This is a genomic window from Yersinia sp. 1252 StPb PI (assembly GCF_048593885.1).
GTDB lineage: Bacteria > Pseudomonadota > Gammaproteobacteria > Enterobacterales > Enterobacteriaceae > Yersinia > Yersinia enterocolitica_E.
Genome location: NZ_JAZGQE010000050.1, coordinates 1 through 18280 on the forward strand (window position 1 = coordinate 1; position 18280 = coordinate 18280).

An 18280-nucleotide genomic window follows, 5' to 3' on the forward strand; every position below is an offset into this window, starting at 1 on the left:
CTTAGAGTGGTTGCGCCGCAGGGTTCATAGTCAGATGAGTCAAATATTGCAGGGGCAGGTGAGTCAAATCCGGCCGTTACAGCGATGAATAAAACAGAAGGCTACCTTGATAGGTGGCTTTTTTTGTTTATGGATTTAGCTGTGAGGATTTGAACCGGGTAAGTAAGGTTTTATCGTAGGAATAGCGTGTTTATTGCTGTAGTGAGGTCAGTTTGCCGCTTGATAAAGGCTGTAACCTGTCATTGCACCAGCGACGTCCCAGGCAAAATCCTTCCAGCTCCAGCCAGTCCCACCTTGACGACTATCATATAACTCCTTACCCGCCCCGATCCCGATAGAAAACAGCAGGCCAAAATTACGGCTCTTGGCATCGGACCAGTTTTGATGCTCACCATAGGCAGTGCCAGCGGCAGCTAAAACGGCGGAGGCAAAGAAATGTTGTGCCTTATCTTTCCCGGTCCAATTATCATTAGCCATGTGCGTGCATGCAGAACTGAGAAAAAACAGTGGAGCGATAAGTAATGGGCGAAGATAAGGTGGGCACCACATGCCGTCTCTCCTCTGGCTAGATACAAAAAACCCGGCATGTAACCGGGTTTTTATATTTATAGAATGCGGCTAATCAGCCGATCGATACGGATCCTGCGCAAACGACGGATCAATTTGCGAACCTTGACTGGATATTGCTGAATATTCTCAAGCTCAAGGTAATGTGAAACAACTTTAGTATGAGTACGGATACACTCCAGCTCTTTAGCGCGCTGCTCGTGCATCTCATGCTTAGGATCGTGGATCAAAATGGCATTTTCCAGATCCAAACGCCATGCGCGTGGATTCAGGTTATTACCGGTAATCAACTGCCAATTATTATCAACCCACATTCCTTTCAGATGATAAGTATTGTCGCCATCTTTCCACAGGCGCACGATTAATTGCCCGCTATCGACAAAACGCTGTAAGCGACTCAGGAAGCGGCGCAGGTTGATTTCGTATAAGTAAGGTAACGCGCCAATAATCTTAAACGGTTGATCTTCTGGAATATAAAAGTCATTTGCTGTTTTGTCACCAACAATAATCTCGACCTGTTTGCCTTCACGCAGTAGATAAATGATATTGCGGACTAACAGTGCTGGCAGATTAAAGTAAGGTGTACAAATAGTGAGTCGTTCGTCAGCGGAGGCCATTAAATGATGAATCGTTTTATTCAGTTGACTCTTTTTGCCTAAGCCAACCAATGGGGTGACGGCTAGTTCATCATTACTCGCTTGTGCCGGAAATTGATAGCCGATGTCGCGCAGTGACGAGCGAAACTGTCGGGTCTCATTTTTAATCTCAGGATTGGTCGGTCGATCAGCACGATCCAAGCGTTGCACCGCTCCTGCACTTAGCATCCGTTGTTTCACGTAATCGACCATAATTTCGGCCAATGATGGGTTCGTGATTAATTGGTATCGGTCATAACGATACTTATCGTTTTGATAGAGGTAGACATCATTGATACTGGCACCACTGTAAATCACAGTATCATCAATGATAAAACCTTTCAGATGCAACACGCCGAGTGCTTCGCGAGTATTGACTGGAACACCGTAAATCGGAACGCAAACATTCGGATGATTGGCTGCCATTTCACAGTACCAATCAGCATTGGTATTGACCGCTGCGGCTCCAATACGCCCACGTTGTGCGCGGTGCCAGTCTACCAGCACGCAAATCTCCAGTTCTGGGCGCTGAAGCTTAGCCTGATAGAGGGCATTCATTACGTCCCGGCCTGCATCATCCTGCTCCAGGTAGAGCGCTACCAGATAAATACGTTTGGTCGCCAGGCCTATTAAATCCAGCAGAGTGGAGCGGAAAACCTTGGGGCAATAAAGTGTTTGGACATCATCAACTGACTGAGGGAGTTTGGGCAGTTGTGCAAGGTGTTGTTGATGTTTACTACGTTTGAATTTTGACAACATCACAGTGCGCTTCTTCTCTTGTTATTTGATGGCAGAACCGCCATATCCTAAAAAACACTAATCCATTGAGTTGGGCGATAATACCACTACTTTCGCGGATTGTGCGCAAGTTTTGCCTGCCAAAGACCGAATCGTTTGGGGTTGTGGTATATATCACGGTGATTCATGTAACTGAAATCAAAGTGTCAGCTCCAGATTAACGATCCCATCTTCCATCTGTACATCAATACTAAAACCGAGTTTTTTAGCTAAACCGATCATGCCACGGTTGTTGGGCATGGTGACTGCGGTTAACCGTGTTAACCCATGGCTGCGAGTATACTGAATCATCTTTTCTAATAGTTCCCGCCCCAGACCCAGCCCTTTAAGGTCTGAGCGCACCAACACGGCAAACTCGGCGTCAATATTGTCAGGGTCAGACAACGCGCGCGTGACGCCAATAATTTCAGGGCCATCATTTTTTTGGCGCACAGCGACAAATGCCATTTCTCGATCATAGTCAATCTGCGTCATATTCGCCAAATCATCATGGCTGAATTCATTTATTTCACTGAAGTAGCGATAGTAGAGATCTTCTTTAGTGACTTGATCAATAAACAATTTTAGTAGCGGTTCATCTTCTGGCAAAATTGGGCGGAACAGACAGTGAGAGCCATCTTTAAGTTCGACCTTTTGTTCCAACTCGTGTGGATAGGGGCGGATCGCCAACCGTGCCTGCGGATCGCCGCTGACAGGTGCCAGTTGCATCGAAACATCTAACAGTGTGAATTCGCTACCTGACGCAAGTACCGGGTGAATATCTAACCGGCTGATTTCGGGGCAATCGAGAATTAGATTAGAGACTTGTACCAGTAAACGGCTCAAGCCAGGGATATCCAAGGGTTGTAATGATCCACGGCTGCGAATTTTGCCGCCTTTGACCGCTTGTATAATCAGGTAGCGGGCCAGTGCCATATTGAGTGGCGGCAGCGCGACGGCGGCCTGAGTTTCATGATGCCATTCGATGCCACCTTCACCTAACATGATCAACGGGCCGAAAATCGCATCTTGCTCTACTGCAATTCGCAATTCCTGAGCGCCTGCGCGGTTCGCCATACTTTGCACCAGCAACCCGTGGATACGGGCTTGCGGATAAGTGCGCCTTACCCGGTCAAGAATATCGTCAGCAGCCCGCTGTACTTCAATTGCGGTACGAAGATACAGCATTACGCCCTGGACTTCTGACTTGTGCGGGATATCCGGCGAGCGCAGTTTGATGGCAACCGGATAGCCCAATCGTTCGGCGATATGCACCGCTTCTACGCTATCACTGGCAATCCAGGTTGGCAGTGTGCTGAGGCCATAAGCTTCAAGTATCGGTTGTACTTCATGGGTATCAAGCTGGGTGGCACCTTCTGCCAGCGCCTGGCGAATCAACTGATGCACGTGGGCGGTGTTGGCGGTGAGGCCGACAGGCAGCGCAGGTGTCTCTTTCAATTGCTTCTGGTTACGGCGATATTCCACCATATGCATAAAGGCAGTAATCGCCCCTTCCGGTGTGCGATAGGTGGGGATCCCGGCTTCGGTGAACAGTCGGCGCGCATCTTGTGATGAATATTCACCACACCAGTTAGTGAGCAGGGTAAGGCGTTTGCCGCGTGGGTGCTGACGGATAGCGGAAATCAGTAATTCTGCTGTTTTGCTCCCTGGCGCAGCAGCGCTCGGGGAATGAATCAGCAATAGCGCATCGTAGTCGGTACTGTCCAGTAGCGGTTTAAGCGCCGCCAGATAGCGCTCAGCGCTGGCATCATCGCGCAAGTCTATGGGATTACGTAAGGAAACAAAAGAGGGTAGCACGGCACTCAGCGCCGATTGGGTGGTATCAGACAGTGTTGCCAACTTGCCATTACGGCTGATTAGCTCATCCAGCGCCATGGCCGCCGGGGCGGAACCATTACTGACAATCAATAACCGTTCACCCCGTAGCGGATGCATGTGGCTGAGTGTTTCGACAGCGGAGAATAGCTCGTGAGTATCCTGCACCCGCAGCAGGCCGGCCCGCTGAATCGCCGCATCATAAGCCGCGTCCAGCCCTTGCTGACCATTTAGCAACTGCTGAGCACGCTGTGTGCGGCCACTTTTGACCACCAGAATCGGTTTATTGCGCGAAGCGCTGCGCGAGGCGGATAAAAACCGGCGCGCATCACTGATATGTTCGATATACAGCATAATGGCACTGGTTTTGCCATCTCTGGCCAGGAAATCGAGTAAGTCATCGACATCAATATCCAGGCTGTCACCCAGCGCAATAAAATACGAGAAGCCAACTTCCCGCTGCTGCGCCCAGTCGAGAATGGTGTTTGCTACCGCGGCTGATTGAGAGATAAATGCCAGCCGCCCTTTCTTGATGGGAACGGGTGAGAAACTGGCATTTAGCCCTTGCCATGGCGCCAGCAAGCCCAGGCTGTTGGGGCCAAGTAAGCGCATATGATGGCGTTGCGCGCAGGCTTTCAGCTCTGGGAACTGTTCAGTTGCGGCAGACAGAATGATGACTGCTTTACAGCCACGGATGCCGAGATCTTCCAACAGGGCCAAATTGCGGCTGTCATGAGTACACAAAATCGCCAGATCGGGCGTAATCGGCAGGCTAGCGATATCTGCGTAAGCCAACACACCACATACTGCTTTATGGGTTGGGGTCACCGGTAGAATAGGGCCATTGAAGCCGCCATCCAGCAAATTACGCATCATCAGGAAACCGGCGCGATCCGGTTTTTCAGAAGCGCCGATAACCGCAATAGACTTCGGGCGTAGTAGTGCTTCTAATCCACGTTGGCTCATCGTTTATCCCCGTTATCTTTCAAGTTGCAGGTGTGTTGGCTGCGCTCACTCAGCCTGCGGGCTCGCATCAATACTGTTCAAACTGGTTCCAGAACGATTCGCCGCCTTCCTGCGCCCTGAAATCTATTGGGTATAAGTTAAAGACAGCTTATCTGATTTTATGTGCTTTCTTCGACAGTTGCTGTGACTCGCCCCACTGGATGGTGAGGTTTTCCCGCTAAATATTGCTGGCGGAAATAGAGGAAATGGGCCGTTAATTGGTCTGCGGCCTGAATATCACCCGCTTGTTGTAGCAGGGCAGCGGCGACTTCGACCGTGCAGTGTTGCTCTGGGCGTGGGGCTTCGCGTAACAGATAATCCGAGCTATTAGTGACATTGAGTGACAGCATCGGCAGGTCAGCCAGATAGGGACTTTTGCGGAACATCTTTTTGGCTTCGTTCCAGGTGCCGTCCAGCAGTATAAATAGCGGAGGCTTATCGCTAATGGGCAAGTGATTGAGTATCTGCCGTGGTGGTTCAGCGTATTTTTCTGGGAATACGACATATGGCTGGCGCGCAGGGTCGCCAATGGCCGCCAGCAATGCAGGGTCAACCTCAGTGCGCGCCCAGAGAAAGGCTTGGGTGTCGGGCAGAATATCTGCGATCAAGCGGCCGGTATTGCTGGGTTTTAGGGGTTCGGTATCAAACATAATCAGGCAAAAGCGGCTGGCGGCTGGCTGCGGTTTTATGGTATCGCACAAACAAAAACGCTCTGCCAACAAGCAGCCCTGACAACGTATTGCGCGACAGCCACGGGCACGATAGGCGCGCGTGGATGCGGCTAAACGCTGCCGGCGTAAACGCAGTACGGCATTTTCCGTCGTGAGAACCGTATCTAATAAAGCATGGTCAGTGATCAATATTTCAGTCACGACGGACTCCTGATGAAATAGCGCTATTCTAATCAACCCTTACGCTTAGTCATACCATAAAACAAAAAAACAATGCCCCGACAAAAAACTGTCAGGGCATCAATCTCACCGGGCGACTACGCTGCGCCGAGACGCGATAAATGAGTTAAACTAGCTTATCGGGCGGCTGGCTCTACTGATAATTGCTCATCTAGCCAATGATCAAAAGGCGCTTTTGGCAATGCGCCACTGAGCATGTCGACCATTTTACCGTTGCGGTACAGCATAATAGTAGGAATGCTGCGGATACGGAAACGGGTACTAAGCTCGGGTTCGGCTTCGGTGTTAACTTTGACGAAACGGACTTTTCCGGCGCGTTCTGCGGCAACATCTTCATAGATAGGCGCGAAGCTGCGGCAAGGCCCGCACCACGGAGCCCAGAAGTCGATGACCACCGGCAGGTCATCTTGCAGCAATTTATCCAGCGTTTCAGTGGTGGCGTTAATCACCTCGCCATCAAATAAAGAGTGGCCGCAGCGCCCACATTTAGCGCCGTCATCAATACGTTCTTCCGGTAGGCGGTTAGTCGCCATACAAGCTGTACATACCGTATTCATAAATTAGCCTTTATTTAGTGTCTCAATAGATAGAAGAGAAAACATCGCTGACTTGTTTCCTTGTTGTTATCTATTATGGAGATAAATGGGATAAGTGCCAAAAAGGTTTATTCGATGAATACGATAGTTGCTAGCTTTTAGCGCTTGCTTATGGCTAACCGGGCGGACATCAGGTAATCTTCGCGCCCTGCGCGTTGGTGGAGAAGACAATGAACGATTCATTTAGTGGCAAAAACGGCAAAGTTAAAGTGATGTACGTCCGCAGTGACGAAAGCAGCAGTGACGACCGTAACAACAATAACCGTAGTAAAAACCAGCGTCCGGCAAGCAAAGGTCGTCCAGGTGACAATGCAAGTCGGGGCAGTTCATCGCGTAATAATGATTCACGTCGTAATGATTCCGGCCGTAATGAACGCGTGAGTCCTAGCCGCCCGGCACGTTCTGAAGGCAATGGCCCTTACGATTCACCGTGGAAAACGGTATCCCGTGCGCCATCAGAAGAGCCAGAGTTTGATCATGGTGGCATCAGCGGTAAAAGTCATGTAGATCCGGCGCAATTGCGCCGCCAGCGGGCTGAAGAAACACGTGTTTATGGTGAGAATGCTTGTAAGGCATTGTTTGAAAGCCGCCCGGACGCTATCGTCCGCGCCTGGTTTGTGCAGTCAGTTACCCCTCGTTTTCGCGAAGCGCTGAAATGGATGGCGGCTAACCGCAAGGCTTATCATGTGGTTGAAGAAGAGGAGCTGGCGAAGGCTTCTGGCACTGAACACCATGGTGGCGTGTGCTTCCTTATCAAGAAACGTCAGGGTCTGGATGCAGAAACCTATCTGCAACAGCAGACTCAAGCTAAAGACTGTGTACTGGCGCTGGAAGATGTGGGTAACCCACATAACCTCGGCGGCATTATGCGGACCTGCGCGCATTTCGGTATTAACGGTGTGTTGTTGCAAGATCCGGCGATGCTGGAATCGGGTGCTGCAGTGCGTACCGCCGAAGGTGGTGCGGAGCATATCAAGGCTATCAATGCAGACGATTTCCTCTCGGTGTTGGATACCTTTCGTAAAGCCGGTTACACCATCGTGACCACATCGAGTCATAAAGGTGTCAGTCTGTCAAAAGCTGAACTGCCTGCCAAAATGGTGCTGGTATTAGGTCAAGAGAGTGATGGCCTGACCGACAGTGCCTGGCAGCAGGGCGATATGAGTGTGTCTATCGGCGGAACTGGCCGGGTAGAAAGCCTGAATGTGTCAGTGGCAACCGGTATTTTGCTGTCGGAGTGGTGGCGTCAGAATAGCGCCCAATAATACCCTGGTCCTTGCAGCAGCAGGGTTGTTAGCGGCATTGCTTGCTGCCTACCCGCAACTCCAATGACTTTGGGTATATCACTGAGCTAGAAAAATAAAAAAGGGCGCTGATGATAAGTCAGTGCCCTTTTTGTTGCTCAGCGTTAGCCGCTAGTGCGCACCGCCGCCGCCGCCGGAGGTAAAGGGTGGCTTGGCAAACCACACCAGCGCCAGCAGCAGCAGGAATACCCCCGCCGAGAGCCAGAAGATCTCATTGGCAGAGATAATCAGCCCCTGATTGGTAATTTCCCGTGCCAGATAAGCCGAGGCTTGTTGCTGATTCATCCCCAGTTTTTCCAACTCCTGATACATCAATGTCGCATTCGGGTTGAACGGGTTAACAAACTCGGTCAGTTGCGAATGGTGCATCGATTCTCTTTGCGTCCAGAGCGTCGTGGTGATGGAGGTACCAATCGATCCCGCCAAGGTTCGCAGGAAGTTAGACAAACTGGATGCTGCGGCCATGCGCTCTGGCGGCAAGCCAGATAACGTAATGGCGGTCAGTGGCATAAAGAAGCAGGCAATAGCAAAGCCTTGCACAAATTGCGGCCACGCCGATGCACCAAAATCCATTCCCGGTTCGAATGTGTAAGCCCGCCAGTAGAAACATACCGCATACATAATGAAGCTGAAGGTGACTAACTGTCGCATATCAATTCGATGAGAGAAGCGACCAATGATCGGTGATAACAGCACCGGCAATATGCCTACCGGCGCAGATGCCAGGCCAGCCCAGGTGGCGGTGTAGCCATATACCTCCTGTAGTAGTTGTGGCAGCAAGACAATCGCGCCAAAGTACAACATATAGGCCAGGCTGATGCACAAGCAACCAATGGTAAAGTTTCTCGATTTGAATAACGAGAGATCAATCACCGGGTGGTCGTCGGTTAGTTCCCAGACTATCAAGAAGGTAATGGCAATCACGGCAATGACCGTCAGGACGATAATCTCGGTCGAGTTAAACCAATCCAGCTCCTTACCTTGGTCAAGCATGATTTGTAACGCGCCGATCCCAACCACCAATAGCACCAGCCCCACCGTATCAATGGGTTTGATTTCAGTTTTGGTCTCACGTCCTTTTAAGGTACTGCCTGCGACCAGAATAACCACCAGCCCGATAGGGATGTTGATAAAGAAGATCCAGCCCCAGTGATAGTTATCGCTGATATAACCGCCGAGGATCGGCCCAAATATCGGGGCCACGACAATTGTCATCGACCACAATGCCAGGGCCATACTTCGCTTCGCTGGCGGATAGTTATTTAGTAACAGGCTTTGCGATAGCGGAATCAATGGCCCTGCGACCAACCCCTGAATCACCCGGAAGAAGATAAGCATCCCCAGGCTGTTGGAAATACCACACAACCATGAAGCCAGAGCAAATAGCCCGGTTGCCCACAGGAACAGGCGCACTTCACCAATACGCTTGGCCAGCCAGCCGGTGATGGGGATCGAAATAGCATTTGCCACCCCGAACGAAGTAATAACCCAAGTGCCTTGCGAGTTGGATGAGCCTAAATCACCGGCAATAGTAGGAATAGCCACGTTTGCAATGGTGGAGTCCAACACCTGCATGAAGGTTGCTAATGATAGCGCGACCGTCATCCAGGCGAGTTGGGCACCCTCAAGCGGTTTTTGTGCCACAGAGGCCTCCGGCGCGCTTAACTTGCATTTGCATCAACATTAACCCGCATTCGCATGAACAATGTCGCTAATCATTTGATTAACCGGTGCTAAATCCAGTGACAGCGCGTTAGTTACAAATGCAGGTTCTTTACGCACATTTTGTGCCAGCACTTGGCCATCGGTGTTGGCGGTATCCACTCTAACCGTGGTAGACAGGCCAATACGCAGCGGATGTTCAGCCAGTTGTTTGTTATCCAGTTCGATACGGACTGGCAGGCGCTGAACCACTTTAATCCAGTTACCGGTGGCATTTTGCGCCGGTAACAGTGAGAAGGCGCTGCCGGTCCCCATGTCCAGACCAACCACTTTCCCCTGATAAACCACGTCATCACCATAGAAATCAGTTATGACTGTGGCGCTTTGGCCAATGCGCATATTTGCTAACTGTGTCTCTTTAAAGTTAGCGTCAACCCACATCTGGTTTGCCGGGATAACTGCCATTAATGGCGCGCCATTGGCAATTTCAGCACCCACTTGCACACTGCGGCGTGAAACAAAACCGTCTACCGGGCTGACAACTTTGGTCCGTTGCAAGGAGAGCCAGGCATCACGTAACTTGGCCGCAGCCTGCTCGACAGCCGGTTGTTTTTCCAATGGGGTATTTAAAACCAATGCCTGATTGGCATTGTATTGTGCAATCGCAACATCCAGCGAAGCCTGTGCGGCATCGACGGCATCACGGGCGTGTTGCAGCTCTTCACGGCCAATAACATTAGCCGAACCGAGCACCACACGGCGTTGTAGGTCATTTTGTGATTTACTCAGTTCAGTTTTTTTCAGGGCAATATTCGCCTGATACTGCTTACTGTTAATCATGAGCTGGTGGGTTTGACGCACACTGTTAGCCAGTGCGGTTTTTGCCTGCTCAAACGCCTGTTCGGCATCAGTTGGGTCAAGAGACAGCAGCACATCGCCACTTTTAACAAAATCGGTATTTTCGAAATTGACACTGACCACGCTGCCGGGAACCTGCGACATGATCTGTATCTGGTTGCCTGAAATATAAGCATTATCAGTCTCTTGATGATGACGTAACACCAAGAACCAATAAATAAAATAGGCCACGCCAAGGATGATAAAAATAACCGTCAGGAGAAGAAGTATGCGTTTACGTTGCTTCTTCTTGTTCTGCGGTTGTTGCGGGATTTGAGCTTCCGCGCTTGTACTCATGGTCTTCCCCACATTTTATATTGTTTTATTTTGTGAACCGTCATTGACCGGGGCCTGATAACCACCACCCAATGAACGGATCAAACTAATCCTGGCCTGCAATAAATGGTTGCTGGCGCTAAGTTCCGATTGTTGCTGTTGTAGATATTGTGATTCGGTTACCAACAGCTCATCACTGCCGATAATCCCAGTGTTATAACGGGCGTTAGGCTGCAATATCCGGGTGTTAGCCGAGTAAATCAGTCGTCAGTTCAGCCCTTAAAAAATGGCGAACAAAGGCGTGAGTCTCCAGCTATGTGGGGATCGCATAGTTATTTACCTGGATCAAGTAATGCGCCTGGATAGATATATTGGAATTACTGCTCCGGTACTTCCATTTGATCTAAACGAGACAGTAACTTGCGCGTCAGCGTTTCAAGCTGTTGCTGTTCGTCAGCGTCCAGGGTTGACCAAAGAAAATGCAGACATTTATGTTGTGGGGGCAGCAGCTGATTCAAAAACTCAACGCCCGCCTCGGTCAGATGCAAATGCAAACAACGGCGGTCATTGTGGCTTTCGCGGCGCTCAATCCAACCTTTCTTTTCCAGTTCGTCAGCAATGCGGGTCGCATTGGTGCGTGAAGAACCCAGTGCCGCACTCAGTTCAGACGGTTGGATACTGCGACTTTCCTGCGCATCCAGTGTAATTAATGCCATAAATAAGGTTTCGTTAATTCCTTGTGCTTTCAGCATTTTGTTGCGATTTTCTAGCAACTTACTGTGCATATGCATACACAAGCGTGTCAGTAGAATTTCCTGATAAGGGAAATCTTTCTGGCGTTTGGCACGAAAATTAAGCATCTGTTCTATAGGACTAAACGAACTTTCCATTATAATGAGCCTCATTAATTTCAAATGGTACAGTAACGATAGTGACTAATAATGTAAACGGTATAATTCGAGAAAAATTTAGCAATTCGTGTTATTCAGTCACTGTTTGTAAGTAATTAGTATCACTAATTGTAAGGGTATTGTGTTTTAGCTCACAATTCAGGCAATCTCTTATCCCAAAATCATGAGCAATTTGAATGTCAGTCCATAGCTGATCGCGCCAAATAACGTGGCGAAGATAATACTGTTGGTTTTATAAAAGCAGCCGCAGATAACCAGAAAGCCAATCAGTGTCGGCATGAGTTTCTGCGGGTTATGCATAATTTCTGGTGTACTGGAAACCACCAATAACGCACAGATAGAAGCAATCCCAATGCTGTCCAACAGCAGTGAAACGCGGCCTCGTTGCAGACCCGCTGGTTTACGTGCTGGTCCCAGGCGCAGTGGCAAATAACGAAACAGGTAATTTACCGTCCCCACCACTAACCCAATAATCAGGACATCTGAATTCATGGTGTCGGCTCCTGCTCGTTATTTTCACTGTGTTCGGTCACCACTTCTGGTGTGGGTTGCAGCAGGGCGGCCAGGCACCCTGCGCCAATTCCGGCCAAAATTGCCACCGGAATAGAGAACAACACGGCGCCGAGCAATGCGCCACTCAGCGAGGCGATAACGGTTAGGCTATATTGGCGTTTAAATGAGGCCAGCAGAAAGCTCAAGAACAACGCCGGTAACATAAAGGAGAGGGAGGCCTCAATAGCGGGATAATTCTCCAACGGGCCATTGCCAAACATGGCACCGATTGCGGTACCTGCCACCCAAGATAGCCAAGAGGTAAACGCGATACCGAGCATCCAGTTTTCGCTCCAGCGCCGCTGATCTTTCATTAACTTGGTGGTGGCAGCAGCAAACACTTCATCGGTCAAACCAAATGCCCACAGCGCGGTTTTTTTAGCGGATAATTTGGTCAGAATACGGTGTTTGAGTGCCGGTCCATACAAGATATGACGGATATCCATTGCCATCACGGTTAAGGCGGAAACCCATAATGACATCCCGGCGCTGAGCAGGGCGGTAATAACGAATTGGCTGGCACCGGCATAAATGATGCAAGAGAAGAAAATACCTTCCAGCGGGGTAAAACCCAGTTTTACCGAACTCAGACCAAAGGCGAAGGCGACGGGTAAATAGCCGATAACGATAGGCAGGCTATCGGTAATGCCCTCCGTAAAGGTGGCGGTTGACCGGGTAGCTGGCGGAGAGTCGGTGATTTGGCTTGGCATAAGATCTTTGGGTTACAGGGCAAAATAACAAGTTAGGTAACATTACCAGAGTGGTAATTTTCTTAACACCCTATAACCCAAATTTATATCTGTATTGATTATTAGTTAGCTAACTAACTGAGATCACTCAACGGGTTGATTAGCGGGAGGATCAAAGCGTTTACCGGCCAGCCACGTCGTAATATTTAGTATGCATAGCACCAAACCGGCCATTGCCACACCATACCAGCCCGCATGTTGGTATGCTGCTGCTGAAATCAGCGAACCTAACGCCCCACCGATAAAGTAAGTGGTCATATAACCGGCGGTTAAGCGATTTCTGGCTTCCGGCATCATGCGATATATCACGCTCTGATTGGTGACATGCACCCCCTGAACCGCCAGATCCAACACCACAATGCCGATAATCAGCGCGATGATGGAATGCTGCCCCAGGGCGATAGGTATCCATGACAACAGCAGTAATCCCAAACCAACACTGGTGGTGATGCGGGCTTTACCTTTATCCGCCAATTGGCCAGCTTTGGTCGCCATCAACGCGCCAGCAGCACCGACCAGGCCAAATAGTCCGATAGTAGCTTCTGAATAGCCGAAGGGGGGAGAAGCCAGTAAGAAGGCCATCGACGTCCACAACACACTAAAGTTGGCAAACGAGAGCGCGCCGAGCAAGGCACGGGTGCGCAGCACTGGTGTGCGAATAAACAGCGAGAATATCGATCCAAGCAGTTGGCCGTAATTTAAACCGGTATGTTGTTTATAGCGCGGCAGGTAGCGCCACAATACTAATGCCATGACGAACATCAGCGCGCTGGCGACCCAATAAATGGTGCGCCAACCGCCAATGGAGGCCAGTGCTCCTGCCACGGTTCGTGCCAGCAAAATCCCCAGCAGCAGGCCACTCATAATAATACCGACCACCTTGCCGCGTTTTTCCGGCGCAGCCAGAGTGGCCGCCAGCGGCACCAGTAATTGTGCCACCACTGAGAACAAACCAGTGAGCGCGGTGCCAACAATCATCATAGTGAGGTTTTGTGACATCGCGGTAATCAGCATGCCGCCAGCGGCCAGCAAGGTCATGCCCACAATCAGCCCACGGCGTTCAAACATATCCCCTAGCGGCACCAGGAACATTAATCCCACGGCATAGCCCAACTGGGCCGCAGTAACGATAAACCCAGCCTGATTGACCGAGAGATTAAAGGTTTGTGCGATGGTTTCCAGCAGTGGCTGGGCATAGTAGTTGCTGGCAACAGCCAGTCCGGTTGCGACCGACATCAACACGATCAATGCCGGACTTAACCCGGAGTTTTCAGCTTTTTGTGTCATAAGGAATTATTCTGAATTGATAAGAGCGACAGTATTAGATAATTAGGAATGATAAACCAAGGGATAAATTTTATCTCAGTTCAGTTCAGTTCAGATCGGGTTTTAGTTGATATTCGATCGGTGATCACTTTGCTTCAACCAAGCAGGCTAATCGAACCGTGGCCGACGGGCTCCCGAATGACAGATTTAGCACTCAGCATGAAAATTATCTTATTACTGCGGTGGGCTTGTGTGCTATTTTCCGCAAAAATGCTTATGCTGAAACGATAGTTTCATTGGCCGGAGAAGGGTATGAAACAGATTGATGAACGTTTGCGGGCACATTATGCGCAATTGACCCCGCAGGAGCAGCGCGTTACTGATTTTATTTTTGATCATTTTGACGACCTGATTAGCTATAACAGTGCTGAATTGGCGCGCTTGAGTGGGGTGTCTAAAGCCACGGTTAGCCGGCTGTTTAAGCGCCTGGGGTACGCCAGTTACCGGGAAATGCGTGAAGAAGTACGCACCTTGCGTCAAAGCGGTATGCCATTGACCGATAGCCGTGATGCGGTACAAGGGAACACCTTGCTGGCGCGCCACTATAAGCAAGAAATGGCGAATTTAACGCATTGGGTGAGTCAGTTGGATAGCCGTCAGTTAGCCGAGGTTATCGATGCGATGATACATGCGCCGCGTATCTTATTGTTGGGGCTACGAAACAGTTACCCGGTTGCTCTGCATTTACGTCAACAGTTGTTGCAGGTGCGCCAGCACGTGCAGTTGGTGCCGCAAGCGGGGCAGACGCTGGCAGAGGAGTTGGTGGATGTCACGCCGCGTGATTTAGTTATGGTGGTGGCATTTCGCCGCCGGCCAAAAGTTATCCGCGAGATCCTACTACAAATGCAGGTACAAGGCGTGCCGACGCTGCTGATTTGTGAGCCGCAGGCTCAATCAATATTGCCGTTAGCACGTTGGCGGTTGACTACGCCGCTCGACAGCGTATCGGCTTTTGATAGCTACTCTTCGGCCATGAGTCTGGCAAATTTACTGAGTAATGCTTTGTTGCATGAAATGCTCGCACAGGGGCGTCAGCGAATTCATCAAATCGCTGATTTATATGATGCTTTAGGAGAGTTAGAGCAACGGTAGTTTGTTCGCCCGATAGGTCAAAAGGCTATTGTTTAGTTTAGTGTCCGAAGGGGTTAACCCTCTTCTGGCTGTTGCGGCAGCTTATGTCACTTTCACCTCCCGGCGGCGCGCTAACGCCTTCTTTTTATCAATTAATGCACTTTTGTGGTGCGTTTTGATTGTTGATTTGCACCTTGATTGTGAGTCCTTCCCTTCGATTTATTCCTTGTGATTCGTGTAGTAAGCCTAAATATGGGCCTCTCGTCATAGGTTATCATTGGCACAGTAGTTGCAACGATGGTTTCAGTATTTGCTTTTAAAGAATCCATCGTTTCATTACTGAGTTAGCGGAGATATGCTATGAACATGAAAAAGCGGATGTTGGCCTTGCTGGGTGCTGCACTGATATGGGTTCAGGCTCCTTCGGTGTTAGCCGATCAGTTAGAGCAAATTCAGCAGCGTGGTGTGTTGCGGGTCGCCGTTCCACAGGATTTCCCGCCATTTGGCTCGGTTGGTACGGATCTTCAGCCGCAGGGTTATGACATCGACATGGCGCATTATTTAGCCGATAAGATGAAACTAAAGTTGCAACTGGTGCCGGTGACCAGTGCCAACCGAGTGCCTTATCTGCAAACGGATAAAGTGGATTTAGTGATTTCCAGCTTGGGTAAAAATCCTGAACGGGAAAAAGCCATCGCATTTAGCCGTGCCTATGCGCCGTTTTTCTTGGGTGTATTTGGTGCTAAAGACGATGCACTGAAGCAACCAGAACAATTGGCAGGTAAAACGGTGGGGGTAACCCGTGGTGCAGTGGAAGATATGGTGCTGAGTGAGTTAGCCCCTAAAGATGCTCAGATTAAACGCTATGAAGATAACAACACTACGCTGTCAGCCTACCTGTCTGGTCAGGTGAATTATCTGGCGACGGGCAATTTGGTGGTCAGTGCACTGGTTCGCCAGAATCCAACCCAGGCACCGGTGGCGAAGTTTATGCTGAAAGATTCACCGTGTTATATCGGTTTACGTCAGGGAGAACCGGCTCTGAAAGCCAAAGTGGATGCACTGATTGGGGAAGCATTGCAGGATAACACGCTAAATGGTTTGTCCGAGAAATGGTTGAAGGCGCCGTTACCGGCTGATTTGGGTGCATAACAGGAGCTGGCTATGACCTATCAGCTTAATTTCTCTGCTTTGTGGCCTTATCTGCCTGAACTATTGTCGGGCCTGTTGACCACCATTGAGCTGACGGCTATGGCCACCCTCGGCGGTATTGCGCTGGGGATAGCGGGAGCCGCAATTCGCTGTGGTGATAGGGTTATATTGCGCCGGATATGGGGCGGTTATGTAGAAATTGTGCGTAATACCCCATTCGTGGTGCAACTGTTTTTTATTGTGTTTGGTTTACCGGCACTTGGCTTGAAACTTAGCGCCGGTCAGGCAGCCTTACTGGCGATGACTATCAATCTGGGCGCTTATAGCACGGAGATTATTCGTGCCGGCATTCAAGCCAGCGCTAAAGGCCAGTGGGAGGCGGGGCGGGTATTAGGGTTACGCCGTAGTCAGACTTTTTTCCGCGTGATCCTACCGCCGTCGTTACAGCGCATTTATCCGGCGCTGGTAAGCCAGTGCATTATTGTGATGCTCGGTTCTGCGGTGGTATCGCAGGTGTCATTTGAAGAGCTGACATTTGCCGCCAACCTGATTCAGTCGCGCACCTTCCTCAGTTTTGAGGTCTATCTGGTGACCACCTTGCTCTATTTGTTGTTAGCCATCGCAATGCGCCAATTACTGCTGGCGGTTGGCCGTCGATTCTTTGGGAGCCATAACTCATGATGTTTACTGACTGGGATATCATCCGTAACTTGTTATTGGCCGCCCGCTGGACGCTGTTACTGTCACTAACGGCCTTTTTCGGCGGCACATTAGTGACATTACCATTGATGTTGATGCGCTTGAGTCGTTGGTGTTGGGCTGCTCGTTTTGTCCGTTTATATACCGAATTGTTTCAGGGCACGCCGTTGCTGATGCAACTGTTTCTGGCCTTCTTCGGCTTAGCGCTGTTGGGTATTGATGTTAGCCCGTGGGCGGCTGCGGCGATGGCTTTGACACTGTTTACCAGTGCCTTTCTGGTGGATATCTGGTGTGGCAGTATTGCCGCGTTGCCGAAAGGCCAGTGGGAGGCTTCCCGCTGTCTGGGCCTGAGTTTCAGCCAGACGTTATTGCGGGTGATTGTGCCGCAGGCGATGCGTATCGCAATTGCACCGACCGTGGGTTTCTCGGTGCAGGTTATCAAGGGCACAGCACTGGCATCGATCATTGGTTTTGTCGAATTAACCAAAGCGGGCACCATGCTCAATAATGTCACTTATCAGCCGTTTAAAGTTTTTGGCTTAGTGGCGCTGGGCTATTTCCTGATGTGTTATCCGTTGTCGCGTTACAGCCATTCTCTGGAGAGGAAATTCCATGCCGCTGATCACCATTAATCAGGTTCAAAAATACTATGGCCAGAACCATGTACTTAAAGGCGTAGATCTGGATATCGAGATGGGCGAAGTGATCTCAATAATTGGCCGCAGTGGTTCAGGTAAAAGTACCTTATTGCGTTGTATCAACGGGCTGGAGGGATATCAGGACGGCAGTATCAAGTTGGGCGGTATGACGGTAACGGATCGTGATTCGCAGGCGCGGGAGATTAGCCACTCGGTAGGCATGGTGTTCCAGAATTTTAATCTGTTCCCACATATGACAGCATTGGAGAATGTGATGCTGGCACCGCGTCGGGTACTGAAAAAGAGCACGACCGCGTGCCGTGAACTGGCGGCGTTGATGCTGGAAAAAGTTGGGCTGGCAGACCGGCTCGATTATTACCCGGCTAATCTTTCCGGTGGGCAGCAGCAGCGTGTGGCGATTGCCCGCGCGCTGGCGATGCAGCCGAAGGTATTGCTGTGCGATGAGATCACCTCGGCTTTGGATCCTGAGTTAGTGGGGGAAGTGTTGAAAGTCCTCGAACAGTTGGCGGCAGAAGGTATGACACTGATTCTGGTGACCCATGAGATGAATTTTGCCCGTGAAGTGGGTGACCGGGTGGTGTTTATGCATCAAGGGCGGGTGTGGGAGCAGGGCGAAAGTCGCGCCTTATTTGCTAATCCACAAACTACTGAATTAAAACAGTTTATATCATCGGTCCGTGGGTTGTAGGCCACAT

17 protein-coding genes and 1 pseudogene are annotated in these 18280 nt (G+C 50.1%); 6 read left to right on the forward strand and 12 right to left on the reverse strand.

Annotated elements, in window-relative coordinates; genetic code table 11:
• Nucleotides 1-207: 207 nt before the first annotated feature.
• From V2A85_RS09785 to trxC, 5 genes are all read right to left on the reverse strand, one after another.
• Nucleotides 208-549, reverse strand: coding sequence for a YfiM family lipoprotein (locus tag V2A85_RS09785; protein WP_083160207.1), 342 nt, complete (start codon nt 547-549; stop codon nt 208-210).
• 56 nt (nt 550-605) lie between these two features.
• Entirely contained in the window at nt 606-1958 is a 1353-nt protein-coding gene (gene pssA, locus V2A85_RS09790) for a CDP-diacylglycerol--serine O-phosphatidyltransferase (protein ID WP_372559835.1), read from the reverse strand.
• Between the two features lie 180 nt (nt 1959-2138).
• Complete coding sequence (locus tag V2A85_RS09795; RefSeq protein WP_420071326.1) at nt 2139-4781, reverse strand: bifunctional acetate--CoA ligase family protein/GNAT family N-acetyltransferase; 2643 nt, start codon at nt 4779-4781, stop codon at nt 2139-2141.
• Between the two features lie 158 nt (nt 4782-4939).
• Nucleotides 4940-5692 (reverse strand): tRNA-uridine aminocarboxypropyltransferase, encoded by a 753-nt coding sequence (locus V2A85_RS09800; RefSeq protein WP_420071327.1) that lies wholly within the window; start codon nt 5690-5692, stop codon nt 4940-4942.
• Nucleotides 5693-5847: 155 nt separating this feature from the next.
• Nucleotides 5848-6288, reverse strand: a complete 441-nt coding sequence (gene trxC / locus V2A85_RS09805) for a thioredoxin TrxC (protein ID WP_420071328.1) — start codon at nt 6286-6288, stop codon at nt 5848-5850.
• Nucleotides 6289-6497: 209 nt separating this feature from the next.
• Here trxC and V2A85_RS09810 point away from each other — a divergent pair, with 209 nt between their 5' ends.
• Nucleotides 6498-7592 (forward strand): tRNA/rRNA methyltransferase, encoded by a 1095-nt coding sequence (locus tag V2A85_RS09810; protein WP_083160197.1) that lies wholly within the window; start codon nt 6498-6500, stop codon nt 7590-7592.
• A gap of 150 nt (nt 7593-7742) precedes the next feature.
• Here V2A85_RS09810 and emrB read toward each other — a convergent pair whose 3' ends face one another.
• From emrB to V2A85_RS09845, 7 genes and pseudogenes are all read right to left on the reverse strand, one after another.
• Nucleotides 7743-9275: a multidrug efflux MFS transporter permease subunit EmrB gene (gene emrB / locus V2A85_RS09815; protein ID WP_083160195.1), complete on the reverse strand. Its 1533-nt coding sequence runs from the start codon at nt 9273-9275 to the stop codon at nt 7743-7745.
• Between the two features lie 39 nt (nt 9276-9314).
• Nucleotides 9315-10487, reverse strand: a complete 1173-nt coding sequence (emrA, locus tag V2A85_RS09820) for a multidrug efflux MFS transporter periplasmic adaptor subunit EmrA (protein ID WP_420071329.1) — start codon at nt 10485-10487, stop codon at nt 9315-9317.
• Nucleotides 10488-10502: 15 nt separating this feature from the next.
• Nucleotides 10503-10694, reverse strand: a pseudogene (locus V2A85_RS09825) (transporter); the annotation flags it as partial.
• A gap of 149 nt (nt 10695-10843) precedes the next feature.
• Nucleotides 10844-11356: a transcriptional repressor MprA gene (gene mprA / locus V2A85_RS09830; protein ID WP_083160191.1), complete on the reverse strand. Its 513-nt coding sequence runs from the start codon at nt 11354-11356 to the stop codon at nt 10844-10846.
• Between the two features lie 171 nt (nt 11357-11527).
• Nucleotides 11528-11869 (reverse strand): L-valine transporter subunit YgaH, encoded by a 342-nt coding sequence (ygaH, locus tag V2A85_RS09835; RefSeq protein ID WP_372558129.1) that lies wholly within the window; start codon nt 11867-11869, stop codon nt 11528-11530.
• Complete coding sequence (locus V2A85_RS09840; RefSeq protein WP_372558130.1) at nt 11866-12639, reverse strand: AzlC family ABC transporter permease; 774 nt, start codon at nt 12637-12639, stop codon at nt 11866-11868. Before V2A85_RS09840 ends, ygaH begins: the two co-directional genes overlap by 4 nt.
• Before the next feature lie 123 nt (nt 12640-12762).
• The gene (locus tag V2A85_RS09845) at nt 12763-13965 is read right to left on the reverse strand and encodes an MFS transporter (RefSeq protein WP_372558131.1); all 1203 of its coding nucleotides are present in this window, start codon (nt 13963-13965) and stop codon (nt 12763-12765) included.
• 291 nt (nt 13966-14256) lie between these two features.
• On the opposite strand from V2A85_RS09845, the gene V2A85_RS09850 reads away from it, so the two are divergent.
• The 5 genes from V2A85_RS09850 to V2A85_RS09870 all read left to right on the forward strand — a co-directional run bounded on the left by V2A85_RS09850 (nt 14257) and on the right by V2A85_RS09870 (nt 18273).
• Nucleotides 14257-15096 (forward strand): MurR/RpiR family transcriptional regulator, encoded by an 840-nt coding sequence (locus V2A85_RS09850; protein ID WP_420071330.1) that lies wholly within the window; start codon nt 14257-14259, stop codon nt 15094-15096.
• A 339-nt stretch (nt 15097-15435) separates the two neighbouring features.
• Complete coding sequence (locus tag V2A85_RS09855; protein WP_372558133.1) at nt 15436-16227, forward strand: transporter substrate-binding domain-containing protein; 792 nt, start codon at nt 15436-15438, stop codon at nt 16225-16227.
• A 12-nt stretch (nt 16228-16239) separates the two neighbouring features.
• Entirely contained in the window at nt 16240-16908 is a 669-nt protein-coding gene (locus tag V2A85_RS09860; protein WP_083160181.1) for an amino acid ABC transporter permease, read from the forward strand.
• Nucleotides 16905-17558 carry an amino acid ABC transporter permease gene (locus tag V2A85_RS09865; protein WP_420071331.1) on the forward strand — a complete coding sequence of 218 codons (654 nt, stop codon included), beginning with the start codon at nt 16905-16907 and terminating at the stop codon, nt 17556-17558. Before V2A85_RS09860 ends, V2A85_RS09865 begins: the two co-directional genes overlap by 4 nt.
• Nucleotides 17539-18273 (forward strand): amino acid ABC transporter ATP-binding protein, encoded by a 735-nt coding sequence (locus V2A85_RS09870; RefSeq protein ID WP_420071332.1) that lies wholly within the window; start codon nt 17539-17541, stop codon nt 18271-18273. Before V2A85_RS09865 ends, V2A85_RS09870 begins: the two co-directional genes overlap by 20 nt.
• The last annotated feature ends 7 nt before the right edge of the window (nt 18274-18280 follow it).